The sequence below is a fragment of the Halolamina litorea genome (assembly GCF_026616205.1).
Classification (GTDB): Archaea; Halobacteriota; Halobacteria; order Halobacteriales; family Haloferacaceae; genus Halolamina; species Halolamina litorea.
In genome coordinates this window covers 1,807,935-1,831,301 of the sequence record NZ_JANHGR010000001.1, presented here as the reverse complement: position 1 = coordinate 1,831,301, position 23,367 = coordinate 1,807,935, and the positions used below count along the sequence as shown (strand labels likewise).

Genomic DNA, 23,367 nt, shown 5'->3' with positions numbered 1-23,367 from the left:
CGGCCTTCCGGACCGCGGCCCAAGCGCGCGTATGGTCGAAACCGAATCCGAATCCGAACTGGCACGCGGCGACGAGGCGCCCGGCTTCTCCCTCCGGGGGACCGACGGCGAGACGTACACGCTCGACACCTTCAGCGACAGCAGTGCGCTGCTGCTGGTGTTCACCTGCAACCACTGTCCGTACGCGAAAGCCAAGTTCGACCTCCTGAACGAACTAGTCACCGAGTACGACGACGCCGCCGTCGTCGGCATCAACCCCAACGACGCCGAGGAGTACCCCGAAGACAGCTTCGAGACGATGCAGGAGTACGTCGAGCGCGGCGAGATCGCCTACGACGCCTACCTCCACGACGAGACCCAAGACGTCGCCCGCGCCTACGGCGCCGTCTGCACGCCGGACCCGTTCCTTTTGAGAAACGATGGCGACTCGTGGACGGTCGCGTACCACGGGCGCCTCGACGACGCGCTGAACCCCGACGACGAACCCACGGAGTTCTACATCCGGGACGCCATCGACGCCGTCATCGCCGGCGAGGAGGTCGCGGTTCCGGACCGACCCTCGCGTGGCTGCAGCATCAAGTGGACGTAGCCAGCCTCGGCGCGCAACCTCGCGCCGGCTCCGTCCGGCGGGGACGGAGCGCCATGCCGAGGCTGTGTCGATACCCAGCCCCGATCAGCTCTCCGCCTGTTCCCGGGCCTGTTCGAGCGCCTCACGGGCGTTATCGACGGCCGCAGGCTGTTTCGCGGGGTAGGCTTCGACCTTCGCCCGGAGCGTGATCCCCGGGCCGCGGTCGACCTCCCCCTTGAAGGCGTCCTGCTTGTCCAGTCGGAGGAAGAAGGCGCAGTTCTCGTCGACGCGGTCGTCGAGTTCCCCGATCACCGTCTCGATGTCCTCCAGTTCGCTCAGTTGGCGGAGCACGTGACGCACGTTGTCGGCCTTCTCGACGCGCGCCGAGAGGACGACGATCCGGTCGCCGTGGTGGCCGCTGTTGACCGCGCGCTCGATCTCGTACTCCTCGGGGAGGAACTGGCGCATCGCCTGCTCGACGCGCTTCTCGTCCTCGGTCGCGTAGCAGAAGGTCCGCAGGTCGACGTAGTGAAACGGCACACTCGGCATGACCGTCGGTAGGTGGTTCGTCCGCAAAAGGCTTCCTCGACGGGGATCGGCGCCCGACGAGGGGTCACGGCACCGGTACGGTGCCGCCGACCACAACGATCACGGCATCCGGGCGGGACTGGGACCCGACGGTCCCGGCGCGCCTCGCCGTGATCGGTCTACTCCTCGTCGTCTTCGTCGTCGCCGCCTTCCTCGACGAGGTCGAGTTGGTCCTCGGGGATGCCGGCCTCCTGGCCCTCCTCGAAGACGATTGTGTAGTTCGGCGCGCCGAACATGGTCTCCATGACCTGCGTGACTTCGCCTTCCTCGCCGTCGAACTCGCTGTGCTCGTCGTGGAGAACGACCACGTCGCCCTTCTCGAAGCTCATGCCCGCTCGTACCCCCGGCACCGGTTTAAGCGCCGTGATTCACCCGAGGCGCCGACGGCTCACTCCCGGACCGCGGCGTAGATCTCCGAGAGCCGATCGACGGCGCCCTCGACGCTGATCGCCTCGCGCCGGGTCAGACAGTTCTCCCGCAGGCGCTCGCGCTCCCCGAGCGTGCGTTCGATCGCGGCCGCGAAGCCAGCGGTGTCGCCCTGCTCGAAGTGGTAGCCCGTCTCGCCGTCGTCGACGGTGTCGGAAAGCGCGCCGCTGTCCACGCCCACGACGGGCGTCCCGCAGGCGAACGCCTCCAGCGCGACCAGTCCCTGCGTCTCGACGGGGCTCGGGAACAGGAACGCATCGAGTGTCGCGTAGAACGACGGGAGTTCCTCCCGGTCGAGGAACCCGAGGAAGCGTGCGTCGATCTCCCGCTCGGCGGCGGCCGCCTCCAACTCCGCCCGGGCGGGGCCGTCGCCGCCGAACACGACAGTCACCTCCCGGTCGAGTCGGTCGCAGGCGTCGATGATCTCCGGGAGCGACTTCTCGTGGCCGTGCCGGCCGGTGTAGCCGACGAGCGTGCGGTTCTCGGGGAGGCCGTGACGCTCGCGGAACCCCGTGTCCTCGACGGGGCGGAACCGGTCGGTATCGACGCCGTTCGGGACGACCTGCGGGTCGTCGACGCCGAGTTCGTCGGTGACGTACGCGCCGGTCGACGCCGAGGGGACGATCACCGCGTCGGCCTGCCCGAGGAACCACGACTCGTAGCGCCGGCTGAGCGCCGCCGTCCGTCGCCGGACCGGCGCCCACGAGGAGAGGTAGCTGGCGTACTCGGAGGTCGGCGTGTGGTAGGTGGCGACGAAGGGAACGTCCTCCGCCCGTGCCAGTCGGAGGCCGGCGAGGCCCAGCGCGAACGGGGTGTGGGCGTGGACGAGGTCGGCGTCGGCGACGGCGTCGGGGATTTTCGGGATACCCAGCCGGTAGCCCGCGTAGATCGGCAGCGGCAGCGACCGAACCGGGTACTCCCCGGGCTCGGGGGCTCGGTCGGGCGCGTCGGGGTAGACCACGTCCATGCGGCCGCCCCGCTCCCGCCAACAGTCGCGCCAGCTCTGGACGGTGTAGGTGACGCCGTTGACCGTGGGCAGGTAGGTGTCCGTGAACGCCGCGACCGACTCCATGGAGGAGCGGTCGGCCGACGGCCCTTAAGCGGTTCCGGATTGCCGCTCCAGCAGCCGTTCGTACTGCTCGACCAGTCGCTCGCCGACGCGTTCGAGGGAGTGCTCCGCGGCCGTCTCCTTGGCGTTCTCACCCAGTCGCTCCCGGAGGTCGGGGTTCGCCGCCAGCCGGTCGAGCGCCTCGACGAACTCCGCCTCGGTCTCGCACTTCAGGCAGTCCTCGCCGTCGGTGAAGAACTCCTCGAACACCGGGATGTCCCGGAGCACGACCGCCTTCCCGCAGGCCATCGCCTCCAGGGCGGCGATCCCTTGGTTCTCGTCTTTGGTCGGGAACAGGTAGACGTCGCCGGCGCCGAACGCGGCGCGCTTGTCGTCCATCCACCCGGTGAAGGTGACGTTCTCCGGGGGGTTGTTCGTCCAGTAGCGCGTCGCCTCGCCGGCGGCGGCGCCCTCCTCGTAGTGGCCGAACCACGCGAAGTCGTACTCCGTCGCCTCCGCGACCTCACAGAACGTCGTCAGCCCCTTGCGCTCGAACACTTCGCCGACGCAGAACACCACCATCCCGTCGAGGTCGAACCGGTCGCGGGTCTCCTCCCGGAACGACTCGAACCCCTCCAGCGACTCCGTGTCGACGCCGTTGGTAACCGGCTCGATGGGGGTGACGACGGGGTACTCGCGGAGCACGCCCTTCGTGTACTCGCTCGGGCAGAGCACCAGATCGGCCTGCGAGTAGAACCACCGGAGGTAGGGCCGCAGCGCGGGCGCGACGTGCTCGGTGAACCGGAACGACTCCCCGAAGTCCTCGGCGGTGACGTGGCTGTGGAGCACCAGCGGGATGTCGTTGCGCTTGGCGTGGCGGGCGACGGCGACGCTCCCGGGGCCGACGAGGTTGCAGTGGGCCACGTCGTACTCCTCGAACGCCGGGCCGCCCGTGAGGGCGGACTTCGCGGCGTCGAGCGGGCCGTCGCCGACCCACGGCGACTCGACCACGTCGACGCCCACCGCGTCGAGCGCTTTGCGTTGCTGTCGGGTCGCGGTGGCGATGCCGCCACGGATCCGGCCTTCCAGTTCGAGATAGTCGAGAACACGCACGGCTTTCGTCGTCGTTCGGAGGTCGGAACCATCAACGTTCCGTCCTCCACGCGAGGCGACCCGGGGGCACCCCGAGCGACGACGGGTTACCGTGAGCCCCGCCCCGAAAGCGATAACCACGGCGCCGGCGTCCGTTCTCCCGATGAGCGCCGACATCGCCGCCGAGCGGATCGAACGCCTCGCCGGGCTCGCCGAGGCCGCCGTCGCCGCCGGGGAGTTCGACCGCTCGCGGGAGTACGTCCGGCTGGCACGACGCCTCGCCGAGCGTCACCGGCTCTCGCTCCCGCGGGGGTTCGCCCGCGCCGCCTGCGGCCGGTGTGACGTGTACCAGCGCCCCGGCGTCAACGTTCGAGTCAGGACCCAGCGCGGCCGCGTGATCCGGCGGTGTGACTGTGGGGCGACCGCCCGGTACCCCTACGCCGACTGACGGCTCCCTATACCGAAGCTTCAAAGCTTCCTCGCGGAGAGTATCCGGTAAGAATGTCCGATGAGTTGCGAAAGCAGGCTCACGACCTCGACGTGACTGTGTGGGTGGGGAAAAACGGTGTCGACGCGGTCGTCGACGAACTGTCCGATCAGCTCAACAACGAGACGCTGGTCAAGGTCAAGTTCCTCCGATCGTCCCGGGGCACCGACGACACCGAGGAACTCGCGGCGGACCTCGCCGAGCGCGTCAACGCAGAGCTGATCGAGACGCGCGGGCACACGGCGGTGTTCCACTGATGGGCGTCCTGCAGACGACGGCGACGCCGGTGCCCTCGGGGACCGACGGGATCGACTCGACCGTCGGCGCCAACCGCGTCGTCGCGGCGTTCCTCGAAGGGCTCGGCGTCCCGACGGTGCTCGCAAACGCCGTCGGCGCCGCCATCGTGTTCCTCGTCGTCTTCACCGCGGTCTACCTGATCGGGCGATCGACGCTGATCCCGCTGTTCGACCGCGTCCTCGACAGCCGCGGGCTGGACGAGCACGCCCGCCGACCGATCCGGAAGATCACGTCGGTGCTGATCGTGTTCGTCGGCATCACCATCGCGTTCGGCTTCGCCGGCTTCGAGAACTTCCTCCAGTCGCTCGCGACCATCGCCGCCGCCGGGACGCTCGCCATCGGCTTCGCGATGCAGGACGTGATCGCCAACTTCGTCGCCGGCCTCTTCATCTACACCGACCGCCCGTTCCGCGTGGGCGACTGGATCGAGTGGGACGGCAACTCCGGGATCGTTGAGGACATCTCCTTCCGCGTGACCCGGGTGCGGACGTTCGACAACGAACTGCTCACCGTGCCGAACTCCCAACTGACCGACGGCGTCATCAAGAACCCCGTCGCCAAGGACACCCTGCGCCTGCAGTTCACGTTCGGCATCGGCTACGACGACGACGTCGACGCCGCCACCGACATCATCGTCGACGAGGCCGAGCGCCACCCCGAGATCCTCACCGACCCCGCACCGAGCGTCCGCCTGACCGAACTCGCGGACTCCTACGTCGGGCTACGCTCGCGCATCTGGATCGACAACCCCTCGCGGGCTGACTTCGTGAAGATCCGTTCCGAGTACGTCCAGAACGTCAAGTCGCGCTTCGACGACGCCGGGATCGACATCCCGTACCCGCAGCGCGAACTCTCCGGGGGCATCGAACTGCCGCCCGAGATAGTCCAGCACTGAGCCACCGTGCCGTCGGCGAGGCACGCTCGAACGGCCCAGCTACGTGGGTGGGGTCGGTCACTCGATGTCACGGCTGACCCATCCCTTCAATAGGTAGTATTTCTAATCGGCGTTTGTGACCGAATTTACTGGCAGCCAACCATACGTTATCGCCGACCTCGTCACGAACTGTTCGGAACCTGCGGGACCGGCGCCAAGGGGTGCCGGCCCAGTCTCCATCCAGTAGTCGAATGCGATCGGGACAGCCTCCTTCATCGATCCGACCGATCGGCAGCGAGCGCGGCGGCGTCGCTACCAGTCTCTGGGACGCACTGCTACTCTTCCTCACGCTGAGCATCTGGCTCGCGGTCGCCTCGGTGCTGATGGTGGCGGTGACAGCGATGGCGCTCGGCGTCTCCCTCGAGGCGCTCGGTTGGGGGCTCTACCTCCCGGCGTTCGTGGTCTACGCCGTTTACGTCAGGGACCGACGGGCCGTTTCTGACGACGACTGGCTGAACCACCCGGTCCGAAGCCGACTGGTGACACGATACGATGGCCCGCTTCAGGTGACAGAGTTGGTCGCGGTGATCGCCTACGAGAGCCTCCTCCTCGCCTCACTCCCGCTGCACCGGTTTGACGGGCTGGTCGCCCTGGCAGTCGCACATCTCCCGTTCGTGGTGTTGGTCGTCTATCTCCAACTGAAGGCGGTGCCGGTGCTCGACTCGCTCGCTGTCGCGGTCACTTGGTCGTCGCTGATCGTCGCCACCGTCGTCGCCGTCGGCGACGCCGGACTCTCGGCCTCCGTTGGGGTCGCGTTCCTCGCGTGGACGCTCGTCGTCTTCGCCGGGGTGGAGTCACGGAACGTCGCCGACGTCGCAGGTGACGAGCAGGCCGACCACGGGACACTCGCGAGCCGGCTCGGTGCGGGCCGAACCCGGCTGTTCGTCGTCGGGGCGAAAGCGTCCGGCGCCGGCCTCTTCTGGATCGTCGGGGGCGCAGCCATCGTCGTCCTGCTTGGCTGTTACTTCGCGTACTTATCGACATTCAGATACTTTTCGTCTGCCGCGAAGACGGCTGGCCAACCGGGCTGGCTTCCGGACCCGCACATCAGAGACACGTACCGTTAACACACCCGTAGCACAATGATATGACTATGGCGCCGTGGCTCTCTCCCAACATGGCCGCGGCACTGACATATCTGGGTGTCGGGCCGGCGATCCTCATCTTCCTGTTACTATTCGACAACCGACAGAAACCGGGCGTGCTCTGGTTCGTCGTGACGATGGTGCTCGGTGGCGTTTGGGCGCTGTTAGTCGGCACGTTCACGCTCCTCCGATCACCCGAACTGACGCTCGCGCTAGCGAACGTCTTCTGGGCAGTCATTCCGACGACGTCGGTGGCGATGTTCCTCTTCGTCTACGAGTACGTCGGGACAAAGCCCCCACGTCGGTCGCTCGTCGTCGGCCTCTTCCTTCCGGTCGCTGTGCTGTTCGTGCTCTCGTGGTGGAACCCGCAGGGCCTGATCTACACGCAGGAGTACTACGTAGACGCCGCGGGAACCCTCCACTACCCTCAGTTCGGGGGGCCGATCAAGGTGCTCGTCGTCAAGGTCTACGGCTACCTCCTCGTCAGCCTCGCGACCGGGATGCTGCTCGGTGAGGCGATCAGAACGACGGGTGCCCGCCGGAGGCAGGTCGCCTATCTCCTGTTCGTGTTCACGATACTCGCCCTCTCGACCTTGGTGAAGGTGGTCGGATTCGTCCCGATATACTTCTACCCCACCCCGATGGTGTTCTCCCTCTCTGGGCTCGCCTTCGCGGTCTCGACACAGCAGTACGGGTTCCTGAAGACGACGACCATCGCTCGTGAGCAGGCGTTCGAACAGGTCGAGGACGCCATTCTCGTCACCAGTCCGGACGGCAAAGTGTTGGATGCGAACCGAAAGGCGACTGACCTCCTGGGTTCGGACGTGGTCTCGGAGCGGCTCTCCTCGGTGCTTCAAGCGCACCGCGACACGGAGGCAGATACCGACCGGGGCATGGTCTCGATCACCCGCGATGGCGAGGTCCGGTACTACTCGGTCAAGGAATCCCCGGTGACACACTACCGAGGGACACAGGGGCGAGTCGTCGTGCTGACCGACGTGACCCCGATAACGAACCGACAGCAGGACCTGGAGCTGTTCAAGCAGGTCATCAGCCGTGTCTTCCGGCACAACTTCCGCAACCGGCTGAACGTCATCGCCGGCTACGCGGAGCTGATCCAGTCCGTCGCCGACGACGACGCCGAGGAGTACGCCGGCCTCATCGGTTCGTCGGCCGCAGAACTCATCGCGACCACGCGAAAGGCGAAAGACGTCGGACAGCTATTCACCGACGAGCAGGTCGAACCGCTCGCACTCGAACGGGTCGTCGACCGCGCCGTCGCCACGCTCGAACCCGGAGGGGCGCCCTCGTCGATATCCGTCGACGTGCCGTCCGTCTGGGTCTCAGCCCACCCGAAACTCGACCTCGCGATCCGGGAGCTGGTCGAGAACGCGGTCGTCCACAACGACTCGACCGACCGGGCGACCGTCGACATCTACGCGTCGGTCGAGGACGAGTGGGTCACGCTGTTCGTCGAGGACGACGGTCCCGGCGTTCCCCAACTCGAACTCCAAGTGCTCGACGCCGAAGAGGAGACGGACCTGAGCCACGGTTCCGGCATCGGCCTCTGGCTGGTCCACTGGATCGTCAAGCGGTCGAACGGCGACCTCGTCTCACGGGCGTCGCCGGAAGGCTCGCGCATCGGTGTTCGTCTCCGTCTGGCGCCGAAGCGCGATTCACGGGAGTGAGCTCCCGGTCCGGTTCTACAGCATCCGGCTCGCGATCGTGTTCCGCAGCACCTCGCTGGTTCCCTCGTAGATCTCGTTGAGTTTCGCGTCGCGGTAGTAGCGCTCGACGGGGAAGTCCTTCGTGTAGCCGTAGCCGCCGTGGACCTGGATCGACTCGTTGGCGACCTCACGGCTGACCTCGCTGGCCTTGAGCTTCGCCTGTGCGGCGGCCTTGATGTAGTCCTCGTCGCGCATCTTCAGGTCCGCGGCCTTGTGCATCAGCAGCTTCGCGCTCTGGATCTCGGTGTCCATGTCCGCAAGCTTGTGCTGGATCGCTTGGAACTCCGCGATGGGCTGGTCGAACTGCTCGCGGTCGGTGGCGTACTCCACGGCGGCCTCCTTGGCCGCGCGGGCGATGCCGACCCCGCGGGCGGCGATGGAGATGCGGCCGCCGTTGAGCGTCTTCAGCGACTGGATGAAGCCGTCGCCCTCGTCGCCCAGCAGTCGGTCCTCGGGGAGGTAGAGGTCATCGAAGCGAAGTTCCGCGGTCTGGCAGCCCTTGTCGCCGAGTTTGTGCTCGGTGTTCTCGACGATGAAGCCGTCGTCCTCCTCGGGCCGGACGACGAAGGAGCTGATCCCCTTGTTGCCGGCGTCGGGTTCGGTCTTCGCGAAGACGGTGACGGTGTCGGCCGTCGAGCCGTTCGAGGTCCAGAGCTTCCCGCCGTTGAGGAGGTAGCCGTCGCCGTCCTGCTCCGCCGTCGTCGTCATCGCCGGCACGTCGCTGCCGGCGCCGGCCTCCGAGAGCGCGAACGCGCCGAGGTCCGAGCCCTCGGCGAGGGGGGTGAGGTACTCCTCCTTCTGGCGCTCGTCGCCGAACTCGTAGAGCATGTTGCCCGCCAGCGAGGTGTGGGCGGCGACGATGGTGCCGAGGCCGCCCGAGCCCCGCGAGATCTCCTCGATCCCGATGGCGTAGCTGTGGTAGTCGAGGCCGGCGCCGCCGTACTCGACGGGGAAGGGCATCCCCATCAGCCCCAACTCGGCCATCTGGTCGACCAAGTCACCGGGGTGTTCGTCGGTCTCGTCGATCTCGGACGCGCGGGGGACGACCTCCTCGTCGACGAAGTCGGCGACGGTGTCGCGGATCTGACGCTGCTCGGCGTCGAGGCTGAACTCCATACCACGGAACTGCCGCCGGCGCGGGCTTAGGGTTTTCTAACCGATGCAGTTCCCGCGCTCCTGACCAGCGCTCCCGGTCAGGAACCCGGAATACTGTCCGATACTCGAACCGCTTGGGAGAGACTTTTAACGCCGCTGCACATAGGGTCGACAAACCGAATGCCCGGACCCGACCCCCTCGCCAACGTCCCGTCCACAGACCTCGCGTGGTGTCACGAGGCTGTACAGGACGTGTCCCGCACGTTCGCCCTGACCGTTGACGTGCTCGAAGAACCGATGGACTCCTACATCTGTCTCGGCTACCTCCTCTGTCGCGTCGCCGACACCGTCGAGGACGCCTCACACATCCCCCCGGCGGAGCAGGCCGCGCTGTTGCGGACCTACGACGCCGCCATCGACGACGAAGACGACACCGACGCCGAGACGTTCGTCGAGGAGGTCGAGCCGTGGCTCCCCGACGCCGACGAGCGCAACGCCGACTGGACGGTCGTCGCCAGCACGCCCCGCATCCTCGCCACCTTCGAGGCGCTGCCCGACGACGTGCGCGAGGCGATCACGCCGCCGGTCCACGAGATGGTCGAGGGGATGGCCGACTTCGTCGAGCGCTACGCCGACGAGGGTGGGCTCCGGCTCGCGGACAAGGGCGAACTGGAGGAGTACTGCTACTACGCCGCCGGCACGGTCGGGAACCTCATCACCAACCTCGTCACGCGCGGCGAGATCGACGCCGACCGGGAACAGACCCTCTACGAGACCGCCGAGGAGTTCGGACTGTTGCTCCAACTGGTCAACGTCTCGAAAGACGTCTACGACGACTACGACGAGGAGAACAACGTCTACCTCCCCGCCGAGTGGCTCGCCGAGGAGGGCGTCGAGCAGGACGAGGTGCTCGACCCGGAGCAGCGCGAGGGCGTGGTCTCGGTCGTCCGCCGGACCACCGACCTCGCGCGCTCGTATCTCGACGACGCCGGGACGTACCTCCAGCACGTCCCGCTGCGGGACGGCAACACGCTCGAAGCGTGGGCGGTCCCGTTCCTGCTCGCGGTGGGGACGCTCCGGGAAGTCAGTGAGCACCCCGAGGACGTGTTGACCGAGCGCGGCGTCAAGGTCTCCCGGAAGGAGGTGTTCGCCGTCGTTACCGCGATGAGTTCGAAGGGTCGCGACGCGCTCCCCTCGTTCCGCGAGCGCATCGCGAGCGCGCCGTTCCACCAGACGCCGACCAGCGCCGACTGACTACGCGGCCGACCTCACTCACTGGCCCCCGTCGAGCATTCTCGCGATTCGCCCGAGTACGTACCCCGGAAGCGCCAGCGCCGTGGCGACCGCGAGGCCGCCCCCGGCGGCGAAGACCAGTGTCGCCGGCAGGCCGGTACTCACCGGAAGGAAGAGGTTCAGCGTGAACGCGAGACTCGGACCGAACGCGGCCAGCCACGTTCCCAACGCGTCGCTGACGCGGTAGGCGACCCCCGCGGCGAGGACGACGGTGGCGGCTGCGCCGACCCAGACGATCACGGACTCCGTGCCCGTCGCGAGGGAGAACACGCCGACCCGCTCGGCGGTCAACATGCCGAAACAGAGGACGAAGGCGACGCCGCCGACCGTCGCACCCAGCCCCGTCCCTCGTCGATCCATACGCGAAACTCCCGGCAGTTCACCAAGTGCTTTCGGGGCGAACGCGAAAGCGCCGCAGAAACTGCCTCCTCAGTCCTCGAGCGCGTCGGCGATCCGTCGGAGTTCGCGCGTCGCGTCGCGGACCTCGTCGCGGAGCTGTCGGACCTCTCGAACCATGTCCTCGGTCGCCTGGGCCTGTCGACCGCTGGCCTCGCCGCCCTCCTCGGCGCCTTCGGCGCCCATCCCGGGCGGGCCGCCACCCATGCCGCCGGGTGCGCCGCCGCCCATGCCGCCGGGGCCGCCACCGCCACCCATCATGCCGGACATCATCTGTGCGAAGGGGTTGCCGCCGCCGCCGGGACCGTCGCCACCCATCCCGGGCGGGCCGCCGCCCATCCCGCCCATGCCCTCGGGGCCGGGGCGGTCGCCCTCCTCGCGTTCCTCCTCGCGGCGCTGGCGGATCTCCTCGACGCGCTCGCGGAAGGACTTCTCCTCCTCGCCGTTCTCGCCGCTCTCCTCGGGGGAGCCGTCGGCCTCGTCGGGTTCGTCTGCCATACCTCGGGCTTTCGGGGCCACGGCGAAAAACGTTGTTCTCCCCCGACGGCCGGTGCCGAGTATCGGCCGGCCGCTGACGCCCGCCAGCCCTCGGCACGCCCCGGGAGTACGCGAGTCGTTGCACCCGCGACCGGGACGGTTTTGTTCGGAGACGGCCGAGTGGGTGCAGATGGTTCCGCCGCTGGCGCTGGACATCGACGGCACGCTCACCACGCCCGAGCACACGATCGACCCCCGGACGCTCTCGCTGTTGGCGTCGTGGGAGGCACCGGTGGTGCTCGCGACGGGCAAGGCGTTCCCGTACCCGGTCGCGCTCTGTCACTTCGCCGGGGTCCCCGAGCGCGTAATCGCCGAGAACGGCGGTGTGGCGATGGCCGACGGCGACCTCACCTACGCCGGCGACCCCGAGCGCGTCGACGCCGCCGTCGAGGCGTTCGAGGCCCGCGGCGGCGACCTGGGCTGGGACGGCGTCGACACCGTGAACCGCTGGCGCGAGACCGAAGTCGCCGCCAGCCGGACCGCCGACGAAGCCCTCCTCCGGGCCGTCGCCGAGGAGTTCGACCTCGCGTTCCTCGATACGGGCTACGCCTACCACCTCACGAGCGCCGACACGAGCAAGGGTGCGGCGCTCGGGGGTGTCGCCGAGCGCGTGGGCTACGCGCCGGAGGACTTCGTCGCCGTCGGCGACAGCGAGAACGACGCCTCCATGTTCGACGTCGCCGGCGAAGCGTACGCGGTGGCCAACGCCGACGAGACGGCAAAAGGGGCGGCCGACCACGTGCTCGAGCGCGGATACGTCGACGGCACGCTCGACGCGCTCAGTCGGGTGCGAGAACGAGCGCCGTAATCCGGCGGATCAGTTACTCCTTCGCGGCTGTCGGCTCGGCCGCGACTGCGTCCGGGTCCACGTCGGAAACCGGGACGAACGCGCCGTCGATGTCCCACTCGTGGATGCAGTGTATCTCGCCGACGCGCGCGGCCCGCCAGCCGTCGGCGCCGTCGTGTCGTTCGACCCGGCCGCACCGTTCGCAGGTGCGGCGCTCGGGCGTACGAAGCAGATCAGTCATGAAGCGACACACGCTACCGAGGGGCATGAAGCTTGCGTCGTCGGCTCGCCTTACCTCGGTTCCGTGGTCGCATCTACCACCGCGTCGAGCGGCGCGGCGAGGTGCAGCGTCGCCACGTCGGTCCCGCCGAACGTCTCCGTCACGTGCCCGATGCGCGTGAACCCGAGCGACGTGTAGAATGCCCGGGCCCGCTCGTTGGCCGCGAACACTTCGAGCCAGACCCGCTCGTGGCCGGCCGCACGGAGCCGTCGGGCGAGGTGTGCGGTCAGTCGCGTCCCGATTCCCTCGCCCCACCGACCGGGGGCGACGTAGAGCCGCGAGAGGAAGGCGTCGGGGTCGTCCGGGTCGCTCGCCCAGTCCCGTGCGGCGCCGCCGTTCGTGAACCCCACCACCTCACCGTCGTCGACGGCGACGAGGAAGCACGCGCTCCCACCCGCGGCGGCCGTCCCGATCTCCTCCCGGATCGACTCCGGCGCGTACCACTCCTCGACGGTCCGCGCCACGGTCTCGGGGCCGAGCAGATCGTCGTACGCGCCGTGCCACGACTCCCGGGCGACGGCCGCCACCGTCGACGCGTCGCTCGGGACCGCATCGCGGATCTCCATGCCCCGACTCTCCCGGCGTCCCGCTTGAGCGTTTCGTCCGGTAGCTTTTCGCCGACAGCGCCCGCCCGGTCGGTCATGGAACTCTCGCCGCGCCGGACGTTCTGGCTCGCCCTCGCGTGGTTGGGCGCGACCCAGAGCCTCTCGTGGGCCGTCGCCGTCGCCCGCGTCGGCATCTGGCCGGGGAACGTCGCCGCCCTCGCGGGGAGCCTGCTGCTGACGCTGATCGCTATCGCCGGCGCCGCCCGCCCCGAGTGGGCCGGGGGCCCCGAACAGCGCTCCGCGATCTGGTGGGGCGCCGTCGGCGCCGCCGCGGCGGGGACGGTTGCGCTGCTGATTTAGACCTCCCGGTACGGCCCCAACCGGGTACCGTCGGTCAAGTACGCCTGGCCGGAGGCCAGCCCGTCCGGCAGGAACGGCGCGAGAAAGGATTGTCCGTCGACGTTGATCCACGTACCACCCGAGCGCTCGTTGAACGCCGGGAAGACCACCAACTCCGGGTCGTTCCACTCGAGCAGCCCCTCCTCACCGAGCGCGTCCGCGAACGGCGCCCGACGGAGCGGCCCGCGGAGCCACGCCCGCTCGACCCGGCTCCCACCGACCGCGTCGGTCAGGCGGACCTGCGGGTGTTCGTGGCCCATGCAGACCGTCGACGCCGACAGCGCCTCCGCGCCGGGCCACGTGTGGCCGTGGATCAGCCCCACGTCGCCGATGCGGGCTCCGTCGGGTGGGAGTAGGTCGATCCGGTCGGGGAACACGTCGGCGACGCCGCCGTCGTGGTTCCCGCGCGCGAGCGTCATCGGGACGTCGCGGGCCTCCAGCGCGTCGAGTAACTCCCGCACTTCATCTGCTTCGGCGCCGTCGGGTTCGGCGATCCGATGGACCAGGTCCCCGAGGACGACGACGCGCTCGGCGCCGGTACGGTCGAGTAGCGAGAGCAGTCGCTCCCGCCGTGCGTCGGCGTTCGAGTCGAGTTCGACGCCACGCTCGTAGCGCAGGCCGATCTCGATGCCGGCGTGGTAGTCCGCGACCCCCAACGCGCGCTCGGTGCCGAGGTCGAGCGTCGCCGCTGGGGCCCCGGGGACGGGCTCGACCGCTGGCCGGTCCATCAGATGGCCTTGAGCGTGCCGTCGCCGGGCTCGTAGCACTTCCCGCTCATCATCGCGTCCTGGATCGCGTCCTCGACGGCGCCCGCGTCGGCGCCGTGCTCGTCGACGACGTGGGCGACCACGGCGTCGTGGTCCGCGCCGTCGCCGTCGTCGAGTTCGGCCATCGCCTCGACCGCGGCCGCTTCGAGGTCGACGTCGACGTCCGCCGTCTCCTTCTCCTCGGGCTCCTCGTCGGTCTCGCCCGGCTCCTCGCCGGTCACTTCGGCCTCGATTTCCTCGAGTTCCTCCTCGCTGGTCGGCACGTCGATACCGGCCTCGCCGGGGTCGCCGACCTCGCTGCCGGTAGAGAACTCGGTGCCGAACTCCTCTTCGACCTCCTGTCGCTCGCTCTCGGTCAGGGCGTCGTCGGTGTCGTCCATCGTCGCCTCGGGATCGAAGTCGTCCAGCTCCTCCTCCGTCTCGTCGACGGTCTCCTGGACGGAGTCGCCGGCGTCGAAGTCGCCGAGATCGTCGTCGCCGAGGTCGTCCTCGGGCTCGCTCGTGGGCTCCGGCTCCGCATCGGACTCGTCAGCAGGCTCGTCGACGGCCTCTGGCTCGGTGTCGGCGTCTGCTTCGTCCGTGTCCTCCGCCGACGCTTCGGTCGTCGCCGGTTCGGGTTCCGGCTCGGGCTCGGCTGTCTCCGGCTCCGCCTCCGACTCCGAGGGCTCCTCTGGAGGGGCCGTAGGCTCGCCTTCGGCAGCCTCGGACGCTGTCGGTCCGGGTTCTACGCCGGGTTTGTCGGGCTCCTGCTCGGTGTCGTCAGTCGACTCCTCGCCACCCATCGCTTCGTCCTCGGCCGGCTCCTCTGCCGCGGGAGCCACACCACCGAGGTCGAGACCCACGTCCGGAAGCGCTCCCAGTTCGGCGGGTGCTTCCGCGGCGGGCTCCGTCGTCAGCGAGTCGACGCTGTCGCGGTCGCCGGCGACCTGCTCGACGGCCTGCACCGCGAGCGAGCGGACGGCTTCGAGGTACGCAGTGCCGGTGCCGTAGTGCTCGATGGCCTTCGGAACGCCCGTCGCGAGCGAGGGATCGACGCCTGCGGCGACGAGCGCCTCGGTGAGTTCCTCGCCACGGAGGTCGGAGTCGAGCGCCTCGGCGAACACGGCGATCCGGTGGAGGGTCCGCTCGGCGGCAGAGACCACCCACCGATCACGCGTGTCGGCGTCGACCTCGTTGATGCTCTCCGGGCGGACGGAGGTGAACACGCGGTCGGAGTCCTCCGGCTCGAAGGTGCGAGCCTTCCCCGAGAGCGCCACGAACGTCGGCGGTTCGGTCCGGCTCAGGAACGCGTGCTCGTCGGGTTGGTACTGGCCGGCGTAGGTGACGAACGCGCCCGTCGGGTCGACGACGCGCCCGCGGAGGCTGTCCTCGTTGACCGCCTCCACCTCCGTGAGCACGCCGACCGCGAACAGGCGGTTCACGCGCGCCCCAGTCGGGGTCACGACGTAGTTCGGGGCGCGCTCCTCGTCGCTCTCGGAGTAGGAGAGCGAGGCGTCGTCGAACTCCGCGGCGAACAGCCGTCGGGCGATCTCTCGGTTCCCCGGGCCGGAGTCGGCGCTCATGCCGCCACCCCCAGATCCGCGAGCAGTTCACGCGCGGCCGTCGCGGGGTCGTCGTCGACGAGCTCGAAGGCGTCGGCGTTGAGGTTCGCGCCGTACTCGTCGACGGAGAGTGAACCCCGGGCACGGTAGGCGTCGCCGACCAGTTCCTCGGCGATGGCGTCGGCGACGACCTCGCGGTCCATCGCCTCGCGGGCGGCGTCCCGTGCGTCGTCGAGGTCCCCGCCGTAGATCGCCTCGGTCAGATCACGGCCGAGGATGACCGTACAAGTCCCCGTTCCGTCGTCGAGAATCGCCTTCGTCCGGAGGTCGTCGACGCCGTCGACCTGGCCGTGGGAGCGACACTCGCCGTTCTGGATCGCCCGGTTGCACTCCGGACAGCGCTGGATCAGGCCCGACCCGTCCCGGACCTCGATCACGTTGCCCGATAGCTCCACGTCGAACAGGCCGCCGCCGTCGACGGCCTCGCCGATGCTCATCGACGGGGCCGAGTCGGTGACGACCACTGGCTCCTCCAGCCTCGTTACCGTCGAGAACTCCGAGACGTTCACCGAGGGAGCGCCGCGGTACTCCCGGACGTACACGTCCTCGAGACGGACGCTCTCGCCGGTCTCGATCTCGGGGTGCGGGTTCCAGTCGGTGAACGGCAGCCGGCCCGTCTCGTCGCCGATAACGCCCGAGAGGATCTCGGTCTCGCCGTCCCGGCCGTCGATCGTTCGCTCCTCGACCTCGACGACGTTGACCTCGACGGCGCGGCCGCGGTCGCCGGGTTCGAGGTCGATCAGGTCGCGCTCGCCGCCGACATCGTAGGGAACCGCGAGTTCCTCGGTCTCCAGTGCGACGCTGGTGCTGTCGCCGAGGTTGAGTTCGGGGTGGCCGTCCCACTCGCGCACGCCGGCGTTGCCGACGGTGACGGTGTCGCCCGGTTCGAAGCCGAACTCCTGCCAGGCCGTGTAGGAGACGGTGCCCGACTCGTCGGCGAACTCGCCCTCGCGGATCGTGATGTCCTCGCCTTGGTACCGGATCGAACGCGTGCCCTTCGTGAGCACGCGGACCGTGACGGTGACGTTGTCGTGGTCGGTCGTCAGGTCCGCGATGTCGAGCGATTCGGGGGTGCCGTCGCCCCCACCACCGCCGCCGTGTTTCCGGCGGACGCTCTGTTTGGCCTCGTCGATCGGAACGCTGTACTGGAGTAGGTTCTCCAGGTCCTCTTTGACCTCCTCTTTGTCAACACCGAGAGCGGAGGCGAGCTCCTCGGCGTGGTTATCGACGTCCATCGCCAGGATTTGGGCCGCGATAGCTAATAAGCGTTCGTCCCGGACGACCTGTTTCGGGGGTGACACCGAACCACCCTTGCCTCTGGGGAAGCACTGGGGGGTATGGACGTTGCAACACGCCTGACGCTCGCCCACGAGGCCGCCCGGACCGGCGCGGCGGTCGCGGAGGGGGGGTTCCGCGGTGAGTTCACGGTGGAGTCGAAGAAGCGAAAGCTCGACTCCGTCACGGAGTTCGACCGGGAAGTCCAGCGTCGCCTGGCGACGCTGCTCCGCGAGGACGACCCCGACGCCGCTATCGTCGGCGAGGAGGACCTCCGGGACGTCGAGACCCACTCGACGATCCCCGACTCCGGTGACGCCTGGATCGTCGATCCGATCGACGGCACGAACAACTTCGTCGTCGGGAACCGCATCTGGGGGGTCGCCGTGAGCGCCGTCGAGGGTGGCGACGCCGTCGCCGCCGTCAACGAGTTCCCCGCACTCGGGGACACCTACGCCGCCGCGGACGACGGGACGACACGCAACGGCGAACCCTGTTCCGTGAGCGACACGAGTGACCCGGAGACGTTCACGATCAACCCGATATACGGCCTCTCGGCCCACCACCGACGGAAGCTGAGCGAGTACGTCGACACCATCGCGAGCGAGTTCGGCGACAGCCGGCGGTTCGGAAGCTCCCAGTTCGCGCTCTCCTCGGTCGCCGCGGGTGAACTCGATGCGGCCGTGTCGGGGATCAGGCTCGCCCCGTGGGACACGGTCGGCGGCGTCCACCTGATTCGGCAGGCCGGCGGAACCGTGACCGACCTCGACGGCGAGCCGTGGACCCCAACCTCCGCCGGGATCATCGCCTCCAACGGCGAGGCTCACGACGAACTCGTCGCCGCCTTCGACTAAGCGTCGTAGGAGAGCACCACGCCGTCGTCCATCCGTTCCACGTCGGTCAGCGTTAGCTCCGGGAAGGACTCGGGGTCGGCGAAGCCGTCGCCGTCGGCGAGCGTCGGCGCCTCGCGCCCGCCGACGACCGTCGAGCCGACGTAGACGGTCAGCCGGTCGACGAGGTCGGCCGCGAACAGCGAGAAGATGAGTTCGCCGCCGCCCTCGACCATCAGCCGTTCGACGCCGTGGTCCGCGAGTCCCTCGAACGCGCCGGCGAGGTCGACCCGTTCATCGCCGGCGACGACGACGGTCGCACCAGCGTCAGCCAGTGCTTCGATTGCCTCCTCGTCCGCCGCTTCGCTCACGAGGACATACGTCGCCGCGTCGTCGTCGAGGACCGTCGCCGCTGACGGTGTTCGAGCCCGTGAATCGGCGACGACGCGGGCCGGGTTCGGTGGCTGCCCCGACGACGCACGCCGGTCGCGCCGCGCGTCGTCCTTGACCGTCAGGCTCGGGTCGTCGGCGAGTACGGTGCCCACGCCGACCATCACGGCGTCGGCGTCCGCCCGGAGGGCGTCCATCCGGTCGAAGTCCGCCTCCCCCGAGATGGCGACCTGTTCGCGCTCGCGGGTCGAGAGCTTCCCGTCGACGCTCTCGGCGGCGTTCACGTGGACGTGCATACGCCCCCTCGCAGCGCGGGCGAGTCGACTCTTTCGGTCCGAGCGGGAACGCTCAAGTCCGCCGCCGACCGACCGCCGGCCATGACCGACCGAACCGAGGCCGTCGTGATCGGCGGCGGCGTCACCGGCGTCGGCGTCGCCCGCGACCTCGCCATGCGCGGCGTCGACACCACGCTGCTCGAACGCGGCTCGGGGCTCAACGCCGGTACCTCCGGACGCTCTCACGGCGTGCTCCACAGCGGCGCCCGCTACGCCGAGGCCGACCCCGAAGGCGCCGCCGACTGCCTCCGGGAGAACGGGATCATCCGGGAGATCGCCGCCGGCTGTGTCGCCGACTCCGGCGGCCTGTTCCTCCGCCTGGCCGGGGACGACCCGGAGTACTTCGAGCGGAAGCTGGACGCCTGTCGAGACCTCGGGATGGAGCCGGAGCTACTCGCCACCGACGAGGTCCGGGAGCGCGTACCCGAGGTTTCAGACCGCCTCGAGGCGGGCTTCGCCATCCCGGACGGCGTCGTCTACCCATCGCGGCTCGTCGCCGCCACCGCGGCGAGCGCCCGCGAGCACGGTGCAACCATCTATACCGACGCCGGAGTCACCGATATCGAGGTCGCTGCGGGCAGGATAACGATCCACACCGACGGCGCCGAGATCGTCGCCGACACCGTCGTCAACGCCGCCGGCCCGTGGGCTGGCGAGGTCGCGTCGCTGGCTGGCGCCCGGCTCGGGATGCGACCGACTCGTGGCGTGATGGTCGCCGTCGAGCGGTCGGGGATCGGTCCCGTCCTGAACCGCTGCCGGGAGCCGGCCGACGGCGACATCGTCGTCCCACACGGCGAACAGGCAGTGCTGGGGACCACGAGCGTCGCCGTCGACGACCCGGACGACTTCGAGCGCGAGGACTGGGAGGTCGAACGCACGCTCGCGGAGTGTGCCGAGATGGTGCCGTCGCTCGCCGACGCGACGGTCCAGCGGACCTACTGGGGGCTCCGGCCGCTCTACGAACCGGACGAAGTCGGCCGGGAGGGTCGAGGCATCTCCCGGGACTTCGCCGTCGTCGCCCACGACACGGCACCCGGGCTGGTCAGCGTCGTCGGCGGGAAGCTCACGACCCACCGGCGCATGGCCGAGGCCGTCGCCGACCGCGTCTGTGAGGACCTCGGCGTCGACGAGCCCTGTCGGACCGCCGTCGAGCCGCTCCCGGGCGCGGGCGGCCCGGAGCGCCTCGACGAACTCGCCCGGGAGTTCGGCGCGGTCGGGCCCGCCGACAGCGACGTGGTTGGCGAGTAGCGAACAGTCGGAAGAAAGCGGTCGGCGCGACGGGCTCCGAGCAACGGCCCTGTTCGTCGCGCCGTCGATCTCAGGTCACGCGACGGGCTGGCCCCGTCATCGGTGAAAAAGGTACGCCGGCCGGGAGCCGCGGGCTCCTCAGTTATCGACCGGCTCGACGCCGATCGTGACCGCGACGCCCTCGATCTCCCACTCCTCGACGAGGCCGCCGTCCGCGTCGATCTCGCTCACGTCGACGAACTCCGCGGCCCGGACTTCCTCTGCGACGAGGTCGCGCCGGTCGTCGAAGAAGCCGGCCACGCGCTTGTCGTCGATGTCGACAGCGACGCGGATCTCCTCCTCCACGTCGAGGTCGAGTCGCTTTCGGCTCTCCTGCACCCGGCGGATCAGGTCCCGTGCGTAGCCCTCGCGCTCGATCTCCTCGGTGAGTTCGGTGTCGACGTAGACGCGCCCGCCGTCGAACTCGGCGGCGGAGACGCCCTCGGGCGGTTTGGCGTCGTACTCCACCATCTCGTCTGTCAGTTCGACCGTCTCGCCGTCGATCTCGACGCCGCCCTCGACAGCCTCGCGGGGCTCGCCGCGGACCGCGCCCATGACCTCCTGTGCGTCGCCGCCGAACGCCGGCCCGATCACGCTCATCTGCGGGTCGGCGATCTCGACGAGGTCCTCGAACTGCTCGGTGACGCTGAGTTTCTGGGCGTTCACGCGTTCGAGGAACAGCTCCTCGAGGTCGCGCATGGCGTCGGCGACCGTCTCGTCGTCGGTCTCGACGATGACCTCCTGAACGGGCCAGCGGAGCTTCCGCCCGCCCTGCTGGCGCGCGTTCGCGGCAGCCTCCTCCACGTCGCGGAGCACGGCCATGTTCCGCTCCAGTTCGGGGTCGTGCAGATCCTCGTCGGGGGTCGGCGCCTCCAGCATGTGGACCGTGTCGGCGTCGCCGTCGAGGGTGTGGTACATCCGGTCGGCGAGGTATGGCGTGAACGGCGCCAGCAGCCGCACGACCTCGTTCATCACCGTCGAGAGCGTCGCGTAGGCACCACGCTTGCTCGCGGAGTCGGCCTCCTCCCACATGCGCTCACGGATCGCCTTCACGTAGAAGCGGCTCACGTCCTCCGTGACGAAGTCGAGCAGCGCGTTGAGCGCGTCGTGGGGGGCGTACTCCGCCCACGCGTCCTCGGTCTCCTGCTCGACGGTCTGGAGCCGGGAGAGCACCCACTCGTCGACGACCGAGAGGTCGCCGTCGTCGAGGTCGGCTTCGCCGGGGTCGTAGCCGTCCAGCTCCATGTACGGCAGCGGGAACCGGAACACGTTCCAGAGGATGTTGAGCGTCGACTGCATCTCGTGCAGGCCGTCCCACTCGAAGCGCAGGTCCGTGCCGTGCTGGTCGTGGCTGAGCAGGTACGCCCGGAGAGGGTCGCGCCCGACCTCCTCGATCGCCTCGTGGGGCGTGACGATGTTACCGAGGCTCTTGGACATCTTCCGCCCGTCGCTGTCCAGCGCGAACCCGTGCATCACGACCTCCTCGTAGGGGATCTGGTCGACCGCGGCGGTGCCCATCCCCAACTGCGACCAGAACCAGCCGCGGGTCTGGTCGTGGGCCTCGATGATCACGTCGGCGGGCCAGAACTCGTCGTGGGCTTCGGTCTCGCCGGGGTAGTCGAGCGTCCCCCACGACGCGACCGAGGAGTCCAACCACACGTCGAACACGTCCGGCACGCGGGTGTAGGTGGTGCCGTCCTCGGTGATCGTGAGGTCGTCGACGGTCGGCCGGTGCAGGTCGAGTTCGTCGGCCACCACGTCCTGATCGGCGCGGTCGGCGAGCTCCTCGCGCGTGCCGATCACGACGAGGTCGTCGGCTGTCGTCTCCTCGGGGGAGAGCCCCTCGGGCGTCCAGATCGGGATCGGGATGCCCCAGTAGCGCTGCCGGGAGACGTTCCAGTCCGGCGAGTCCTCGATGAAGTTCCGGAAGCGGTTGTCCCGGGCCTCCGGCGGGTGCCACTCGCTCTCCTCCATGTTCTCGAGGAGCTGCTCCTTCACGTCGGTGACCGTGATGAACCACTGGTTCGTCGCGAGGAAGATGATGTCCGTGTCACACCGCCAGCACTGCCCGTAGTCGTGGGTGTAGGACTCGTGGGCGAGCAGGTGGCCGTTCGCTCGCAGGTCGGCGATGATCTCGTCGTTCGCGTCGCGGACGAACTCGCCGGCGTACTTCCCGGCGCGCTCGTCGTAGACGCCGTCGCCGCCGACGGGACAGAAGATGTCCAGCCCGAGTTCGTCGCCGCGCTCGAAGTCCTCCTGCCCGTGGCCGGGCGCGGAGTGGACCAGCCCGGTGCGGTCGGTCTCGACGTAGTCGGCGTGATAGACCTCGCCCGCGCCGTCGAAGGCGGGATGCTCGGGCACTTCCTCGGCCAGCGGGTGGTCGTACTGCCAGCCGAGCAGTTCCTCGCCGGCCAGCTCTTCCTTGACCTCGTAGTCCTCGTAGCCGCCCTTCTCCATCACGTCGTCGACGCACTCGGCGGCGACGTAGAGGACCTCCGCCTCGCCGTCGCGCTCGGCGTGCACCTTCGCGTACGTGGCATCCTGATCGACGGCGATGAACGTGTTCGCCGGGACCGTCCACGGCGTCGTCGTCCACGCCACGAGGCTCCCCTCTTCGGCCGCGAGGGGGAACTTCACGTAGATCGAGGGGTCCTCGACCTGGTGGTACTCGACCTCGTTTTTGGCGATGGCGGTCTCACAGCGCGGGCACTGGGTGATCGAGCGCTTGCCCTGCTCGACCAGCCCGTTCTCGTCGGCCTTCGAGAACGCCCACCACGCCGACTCCATGTACTCCGGCGAGATCGTCTGGTAGGGGTTCTCCCAGTCCATCCAGACGCCGATCGACTGGAAGTCCTCGTCCATGTTCTCGCGGTTCTCGACGGCGAAGCGCTTGCACTCCTCGATGAAGCGCTCCATCCCGTACTCCTCGATGTCGCGTTTGGAGTCGAAGCCGAGTTCCTGTTCGACCTTCGTCTCGATTGGCAGGCCGTGCATGTCGTAGCCCGGCCGGTCGGTGACGTGGTGGCCCTCCATCCGCTTGCGGCGGATGACCGAGTCCTTGAGGGTCTTGTTCCACGCGGTGCCGAGGTGCATCTGCCCGGAGGTGTAGGGTGGGCCGTCGACGAAGAAGAATGGCGGGTCGTCGGCGTGTGCCTCCTTGGTCCGTTCGTAGGCGTCGTGTTCGTCCCAGTGGTCGCTGACGGTCTCCTCGACCGCCCGCGGTTCGTACTGGTCCGGGACCTCCTCGTCCATACAGGACGCTGTCGTGGCGCGCTTATCAAGCCGGTGGTCCGGCAGT

25 protein-coding genes are annotated in these 23,367 nt (G+C 69.0%); 11 read left to right on the top strand and 14 right to left on the bottom strand.

Annotated elements, in window-relative coordinates:
- The first annotated feature begins 31 nt into the window (after positions 1 to 31).
- Positions 32 to 589 (top strand): thioredoxin family protein, encoded by a 558-nt coding sequence (locus tag NO998_RS09370; protein WP_267646852.1) that lies wholly within the window; start codon positions 32 to 34, stop codon positions 587 to 589.
- A gap of 84 nt (positions 590 to 673) precedes the next feature.
- Here NO998_RS09370 and NO998_RS09365 read toward each other — a convergent pair whose 3' ends face one another.
- The 4 genes from NO998_RS09365 to NO998_RS09350 all read right to left on the bottom strand — a co-directional run bounded on the left by NO998_RS09365 (position 674) and on the right by NO998_RS09350 (position 3,743).
- Positions 674 to 1,117, bottom strand: a complete 444-nt coding sequence (locus NO998_RS09365; protein WP_267646851.1) for an RNA-binding protein — start codon at positions 1,115 to 1,117, stop codon at positions 674 to 676.
- 158 nt (positions 1,118 to 1,275) lie between these two features.
- The gene (locus NO998_RS09360; protein ID WP_267646850.1) at positions 1,276 to 1,485 is read right to left on the bottom strand and encodes a DUF1918 domain-containing protein; all 210 of its coding nucleotides are present in this window, start codon (positions 1,483 to 1,485) and stop codon (positions 1,276 to 1,278) included.
- A gap of 59 nt (positions 1,486 to 1,544) precedes the next feature.
- Positions 1,545 to 2,654: a glycosyltransferase gene (locus NO998_RS09355; RefSeq protein ID WP_267646849.1), complete on the bottom strand. Its 1,110-nt coding sequence runs from the start codon at positions 2,652 to 2,654 to the stop codon at positions 1,545 to 1,547.
- Positions 2,655 to 2,678: 24 nt separating this feature from the next.
- On the bottom strand, positions 2,679 to 3,743 hold the full coding sequence (locus tag NO998_RS09350; RefSeq protein WP_267646848.1) for a glycosyltransferase family 4 protein: 1,065 nt from the start codon (positions 3,741 to 3,743) through the stop codon (positions 2,679 to 2,681).
- 142 nt (positions 3,744 to 3,885) lie between these two features.
- Here NO998_RS09350 and NO998_RS09345 point away from each other — a divergent pair, with 142 nt between their 5' ends.
- The 5 genes from NO998_RS09345 (at position 3,886) to NO998_RS09325 (ending at position 8,213) form a co-directional block, all read left to right on the top strand.
- Positions 3,886 to 4,170 carry a ribonuclease P protein component 4 gene (locus NO998_RS09345; RefSeq protein ID WP_267646847.1) on the top strand — a complete coding sequence of 95 codons (285 nt, stop codon included), beginning with the start codon at positions 3,886 to 3,888 and terminating at the stop codon, positions 4,168 to 4,170.
- A 53-nt stretch (positions 4,171 to 4,223) separates the two neighbouring features.
- Positions 4,224 to 4,466, top strand: a complete 243-nt coding sequence (locus NO998_RS09340) for a YhbY family RNA-binding protein (RefSeq protein WP_267646846.1) — start codon at positions 4,224 to 4,226, stop codon at positions 4,464 to 4,466.
- Positions 4,466 to 5,401: a mechanosensitive ion channel family protein gene (locus NO998_RS09335; RefSeq protein ID WP_267646845.1), complete on the top strand. Its 936-nt coding sequence runs from the start codon at positions 4,466 to 4,468 to the stop codon at positions 5,399 to 5,401. The genes NO998_RS09340 and NO998_RS09335 overlap by 1 nt, the downstream gene beginning before the upstream one ends.
- 230 nt (positions 5,402 to 5,631) lie before the next feature.
- Positions 5,632 to 6,507 carry a UbiA prenyltransferase family protein gene (locus tag NO998_RS09330; RefSeq protein WP_267646844.1) on the top strand — a complete coding sequence of 292 codons (876 nt, stop codon included), beginning with the start codon at positions 5,632 to 5,634 and terminating at the stop codon, positions 6,505 to 6,507.
- 26 nt (positions 6,508 to 6,533) lie between these two features.
- The gene (locus NO998_RS09325) at positions 6,534 to 8,213 is read left to right on the top strand and encodes a histidine kinase N-terminal 7TM domain-containing protein (RefSeq protein ID WP_267646843.1); all 1,680 of its coding nucleotides are present in this window, start codon (positions 6,534 to 6,536) and stop codon (positions 8,211 to 8,213) included.
- Between the two features lie 15 nt (positions 8,214 to 8,228).
- Here the strand turns inward: NO998_RS09325 and NO998_RS09320 are convergent, their stop codons facing one another.
- Positions 8,229 to 9,368, bottom strand: coding sequence for an acyl-CoA dehydrogenase family protein (locus tag NO998_RS09320; RefSeq protein ID WP_267646842.1), 1,140 nt, complete (start codon positions 9,366 to 9,368; stop codon positions 8,229 to 8,231).
- A gap of 159 nt (positions 9,369 to 9,527) precedes the next feature.
- On the opposite strand from NO998_RS09320, the gene NO998_RS09315 reads away from it, so the two are divergent.
- Complete coding sequence (locus NO998_RS09315) at positions 9,528 to 10,601, top strand: phytoene/squalene synthase family protein (protein ID WP_267646840.1); 1,074 nt, start codon at positions 9,528 to 9,530, stop codon at positions 10,599 to 10,601.
- An 18-nt stretch (positions 10,602 to 10,619) separates the two neighbouring features.
- Here the strand turns inward: NO998_RS09315 and NO998_RS09310 are convergent, their stop codons facing one another.
- Positions 10,620 to 11,000: a hypothetical protein gene (locus NO998_RS09310; protein ID WP_267646839.1), complete on the bottom strand. Its 381-nt coding sequence runs from the start codon at positions 10,998 to 11,000 to the stop codon at positions 10,620 to 10,622.
- 69 nt (positions 11,001 to 11,069) lie between these two features.
- Entirely contained in the window at positions 11,070 to 11,534 is a 465-nt protein-coding gene (locus tag NO998_RS09305) for a hypothetical protein (protein ID WP_267646838.1), read from the bottom strand.
- Between the two features lie 169 nt (positions 11,535 to 11,703).
- Here NO998_RS09305 and NO998_RS09300 point away from each other — a divergent pair, with 169 nt between their 5' ends.
- A complete protein-coding gene (locus NO998_RS09300; RefSeq protein WP_267646837.1) occupies positions 11,704 to 12,381 on the top strand; it encodes an HAD-IIB family hydrolase in 678 nt (225 codons plus the stop codon).
- Positions 12,382 to 12,394: 13 nt separating this feature from the next.
- On the opposite strand, the gene NO998_RS09295 is transcribed toward NO998_RS09300, so the two are convergent.
- Entirely contained in the window at positions 12,395 to 12,601 is a 207-nt protein-coding gene (locus NO998_RS09295; RefSeq protein WP_267646836.1) for an HEWD family protein, read from the bottom strand.
- 50 nt (positions 12,602 to 12,651) lie between these two features.
- Positions 12,652 to 13,206 (bottom strand): GNAT family N-acetyltransferase, encoded by a 555-nt coding sequence (locus NO998_RS09290; protein ID WP_267646835.1) that lies wholly within the window; start codon positions 13,204 to 13,206, stop codon positions 12,652 to 12,654.
- Between the two features lie 75 nt (positions 13,207 to 13,281).
- Between NO998_RS09290 and NO998_RS09285 the strand changes: the two genes are divergently transcribed.
- Positions 13,282 to 13,545, top strand: a complete 264-nt coding sequence (locus NO998_RS09285; protein WP_267646834.1) for a hypothetical protein — start codon at positions 13,282 to 13,284, stop codon at positions 13,543 to 13,545.
- Here the strand turns inward: NO998_RS09285 and NO998_RS09280 are convergent.
- Genes NO998_RS09280 through NO998_RS09270 form a run of 3 tightly spaced genes read right to left on the bottom strand, consistent with a single transcriptional unit; the run spans position 13,542 to position 17,187 of the window.
- Positions 13,542 to 14,312: a metallophosphoesterase gene (locus NO998_RS09280; RefSeq protein ID WP_267646833.1), complete on the bottom strand. Its 771-nt coding sequence runs from the start codon at positions 14,310 to 14,312 to the stop codon at positions 13,542 to 13,544. The two genes, NO998_RS09285 and NO998_RS09280, sit on opposite strands and share 4 nt — an antisense overlap.
- On the bottom strand, positions 14,312 to 15,913 hold the full coding sequence (locus tag NO998_RS09275) for an RPA family protein (protein ID WP_267646832.1): 1,602 nt from the start codon (positions 15,911 to 15,913) through the stop codon (positions 14,312 to 14,314). Before NO998_RS09275 ends, NO998_RS09280 begins: the two co-directional genes overlap by 1 nt.
- On the bottom strand, positions 15,910 to 17,187 hold the full coding sequence (locus NO998_RS09270) for a Single-stranded DNA binding protein (RefSeq protein ID WP_267646831.1): 1,278 nt from the start codon (positions 17,185 to 17,187) through the stop codon (positions 15,910 to 15,912). Before NO998_RS09270 ends, NO998_RS09275 begins: the two co-directional genes overlap by 4 nt.
- 102 nt (positions 17,188 to 17,289) lie before the next feature.
- Between NO998_RS09270 and NO998_RS09265 the strand changes: the two genes are divergently transcribed.
- Positions 17,290 to 18,081: an inositol monophosphatase family protein gene (locus tag NO998_RS09265; RefSeq protein ID WP_267646830.1), complete on the top strand. Its 792-nt coding sequence runs from the start codon at positions 17,290 to 17,292 to the stop codon at positions 18,079 to 18,081.
- On the opposite strand, the gene NO998_RS09260 is transcribed toward NO998_RS09265, so the two are convergent.
- A complete protein-coding gene (locus NO998_RS09260; RefSeq protein ID WP_267646829.1) occupies positions 18,078 to 18,743 on the bottom strand; it encodes a 2,5-diamino-6-(ribosylamino)-4(3H)-pyrimidinone 5'-phosphate reductase in 666 nt (221 codons plus the stop codon). The genes NO998_RS09265 and NO998_RS09260 overlap by 4 nt on opposite strands.
- A gap of 81 nt (positions 18,744 to 18,824) precedes the next feature.
- Here NO998_RS09260 and NO998_RS09255 point away from each other — a divergent pair, with 81 nt between their 5' ends.
- Positions 18,825 to 20,030 carry an FAD-dependent oxidoreductase gene (locus tag NO998_RS09255; protein ID WP_267646828.1) on the top strand — a complete coding sequence of 402 codons (1,206 nt, stop codon included), beginning with the start codon at positions 18,825 to 18,827 and terminating at the stop codon, positions 20,028 to 20,030.
- Between the two features lie 138 nt (positions 20,031 to 20,168).
- Here the strand turns inward: NO998_RS09255 and ileS are convergent, their stop codons facing one another.
- Positions 20,169 to 23,321 carry an isoleucine--tRNA ligase gene (gene ileS / locus NO998_RS09250; protein ID WP_267646827.1) on the bottom strand — a complete coding sequence of 1,051 codons (3,153 nt, stop codon included), beginning with the start codon at positions 23,319 to 23,321 and terminating at the stop codon, positions 20,169 to 20,171.
- Positions 23,322 to 23,367: the final 46 nt, after the last annotated feature.

Coding starts and splice junctions, on each gene's coding strand:
- NO998_RS09330 (WP_267646844.1), top strand. CDS start 5,632: ATGCGATCGGGACAGCCTCCTTCATCGATCCGACCGATCGGCAGCGAG.
- NO998_RS09320 (WP_267646842.1), bottom strand. CDS start 9,368: ATGGAGTTCAGCCTCGACGCCGAGCAGCGTCAGATCCGCGACACCGTC.
- ileS (WP_267646827.1), bottom strand. CDS start 23,321: ATGGACGAGGAGGTCCCGGACCAGTACGAACCGCGGGCGGTCGAGGAG.
- NO998_RS09335 (WP_267646845.1), top strand. CDS start 4,466: ATGGGCGTCCTGCAGACGACGGCGACGCCGGTGCCCTCGGGGACCGAC.
- NO998_RS09290 (WP_267646835.1), bottom strand. CDS start 13,206: ATGGAGATCCGCGATGCGGTCCCGAGCGACGCGTCGACGGTGGCGGCC.
- NO998_RS09345 (WP_267646847.1), top strand. CDS start 3,886: ATGAGCGCCGACATCGCCGCCGAGCGGATCGAACGCCTCGCCGGGCTC.
- NO998_RS09275 (WP_267646832.1), bottom strand. CDS start 15,913: ATGAGCGCCGACTCCGGCCCGGGGAACCGAGAGATCGCCCGACGGCTG.
- NO998_RS09310 (WP_267646839.1), bottom strand. CDS start 11,000: ATGGATCGACGAGGGACGGGGCTGGGTGCGACGGTCGGCGGCGTCGCC.
- NO998_RS09255 (WP_267646828.1), top strand. CDS start 18,825: ATGACCGACCGAACCGAGGCCGTCGTGATCGGCGGCGGCGTCACCGGC.
- NO998_RS09370 (WP_267646852.1), top strand. CDS start 32: ATGGTCGAAACCGAATCCGAATCCGAACTGGCACGCGGCGACGAGGCG.
- NO998_RS09270 (WP_267646831.1), bottom strand. CDS start 17,187: ATGGACGTCGATAACCACGCCGAGGAGCTCGCCTCCGCTCTCGGTGTT.
- NO998_RS09340 (WP_267646846.1), top strand. CDS start 4,224: ATGTCCGATGAGTTGCGAAAGCAGGCTCACGACCTCGACGTGACTGTG.
- NO998_RS09260 (WP_267646829.1), bottom strand. CDS start 18,743: ATGCACGTCCACGTGAACGCCGCCGAGAGCGTCGACGGGAAGCTCTCG.
- NO998_RS09365 (WP_267646851.1), bottom strand. CDS start 1,117: ATGCCGAGTGTGCCGTTTCACTACGTCGACCTGCGGACCTTCTGCTAC.
- NO998_RS09360 (WP_267646850.1), bottom strand. CDS start 1,485: ATGAGCTTCGAGAAGGGCGACGTGGTCGTTCTCCACGACGAGCACAGC.
- NO998_RS09315 (WP_267646840.1), top strand. CDS start 9,528: ATGCCCGGACCCGACCCCCTCGCCAACGTCCCGTCCACAGACCTCGCG.
- NO998_RS09300 (WP_267646837.1), top strand. CDS start 11,704: ATGGTTCCGCCGCTGGCGCTGGACATCGACGGCACGCTCACCACGCCC.
- NO998_RS09295 (WP_267646836.1), bottom strand. CDS start 12,601: ATGACTGATCTGCTTCGTACGCCCGAGCGCCGCACCTGCGAACGGTGC.
- NO998_RS09265 (WP_267646830.1), top strand. CDS start 17,290: ATGGACGTTGCAACACGCCTGACGCTCGCCCACGAGGCCGCCCGGACC.
- NO998_RS09325 (WP_267646843.1), top strand. CDS start 6,534: ATGGCGCCGTGGCTCTCTCCCAACATGGCCGCGGCACTGACATATCTG.
- NO998_RS09280 (WP_267646833.1), bottom strand. CDS start 14,312: ATGGACCGGCCAGCGGTCGAGCCCGTCCCCGGGGCCCCAGCGGCGACG.
- NO998_RS09285 (WP_267646834.1), top strand. CDS start 13,282: ATGGAACTCTCGCCGCGCCGGACGTTCTGGCTCGCCCTCGCGTGGTTG.
- NO998_RS09305 (WP_267646838.1), bottom strand. CDS start 11,534: ATGGCAGACGAACCCGACGAGGCCGACGGCTCCCCCGAGGAGAGCGGC.
- NO998_RS09355 (WP_267646849.1), bottom strand. CDS start 2,654: ATGGAGTCGGTCGCGGCGTTCACGGACACCTACCTGCCCACGGTCAAC.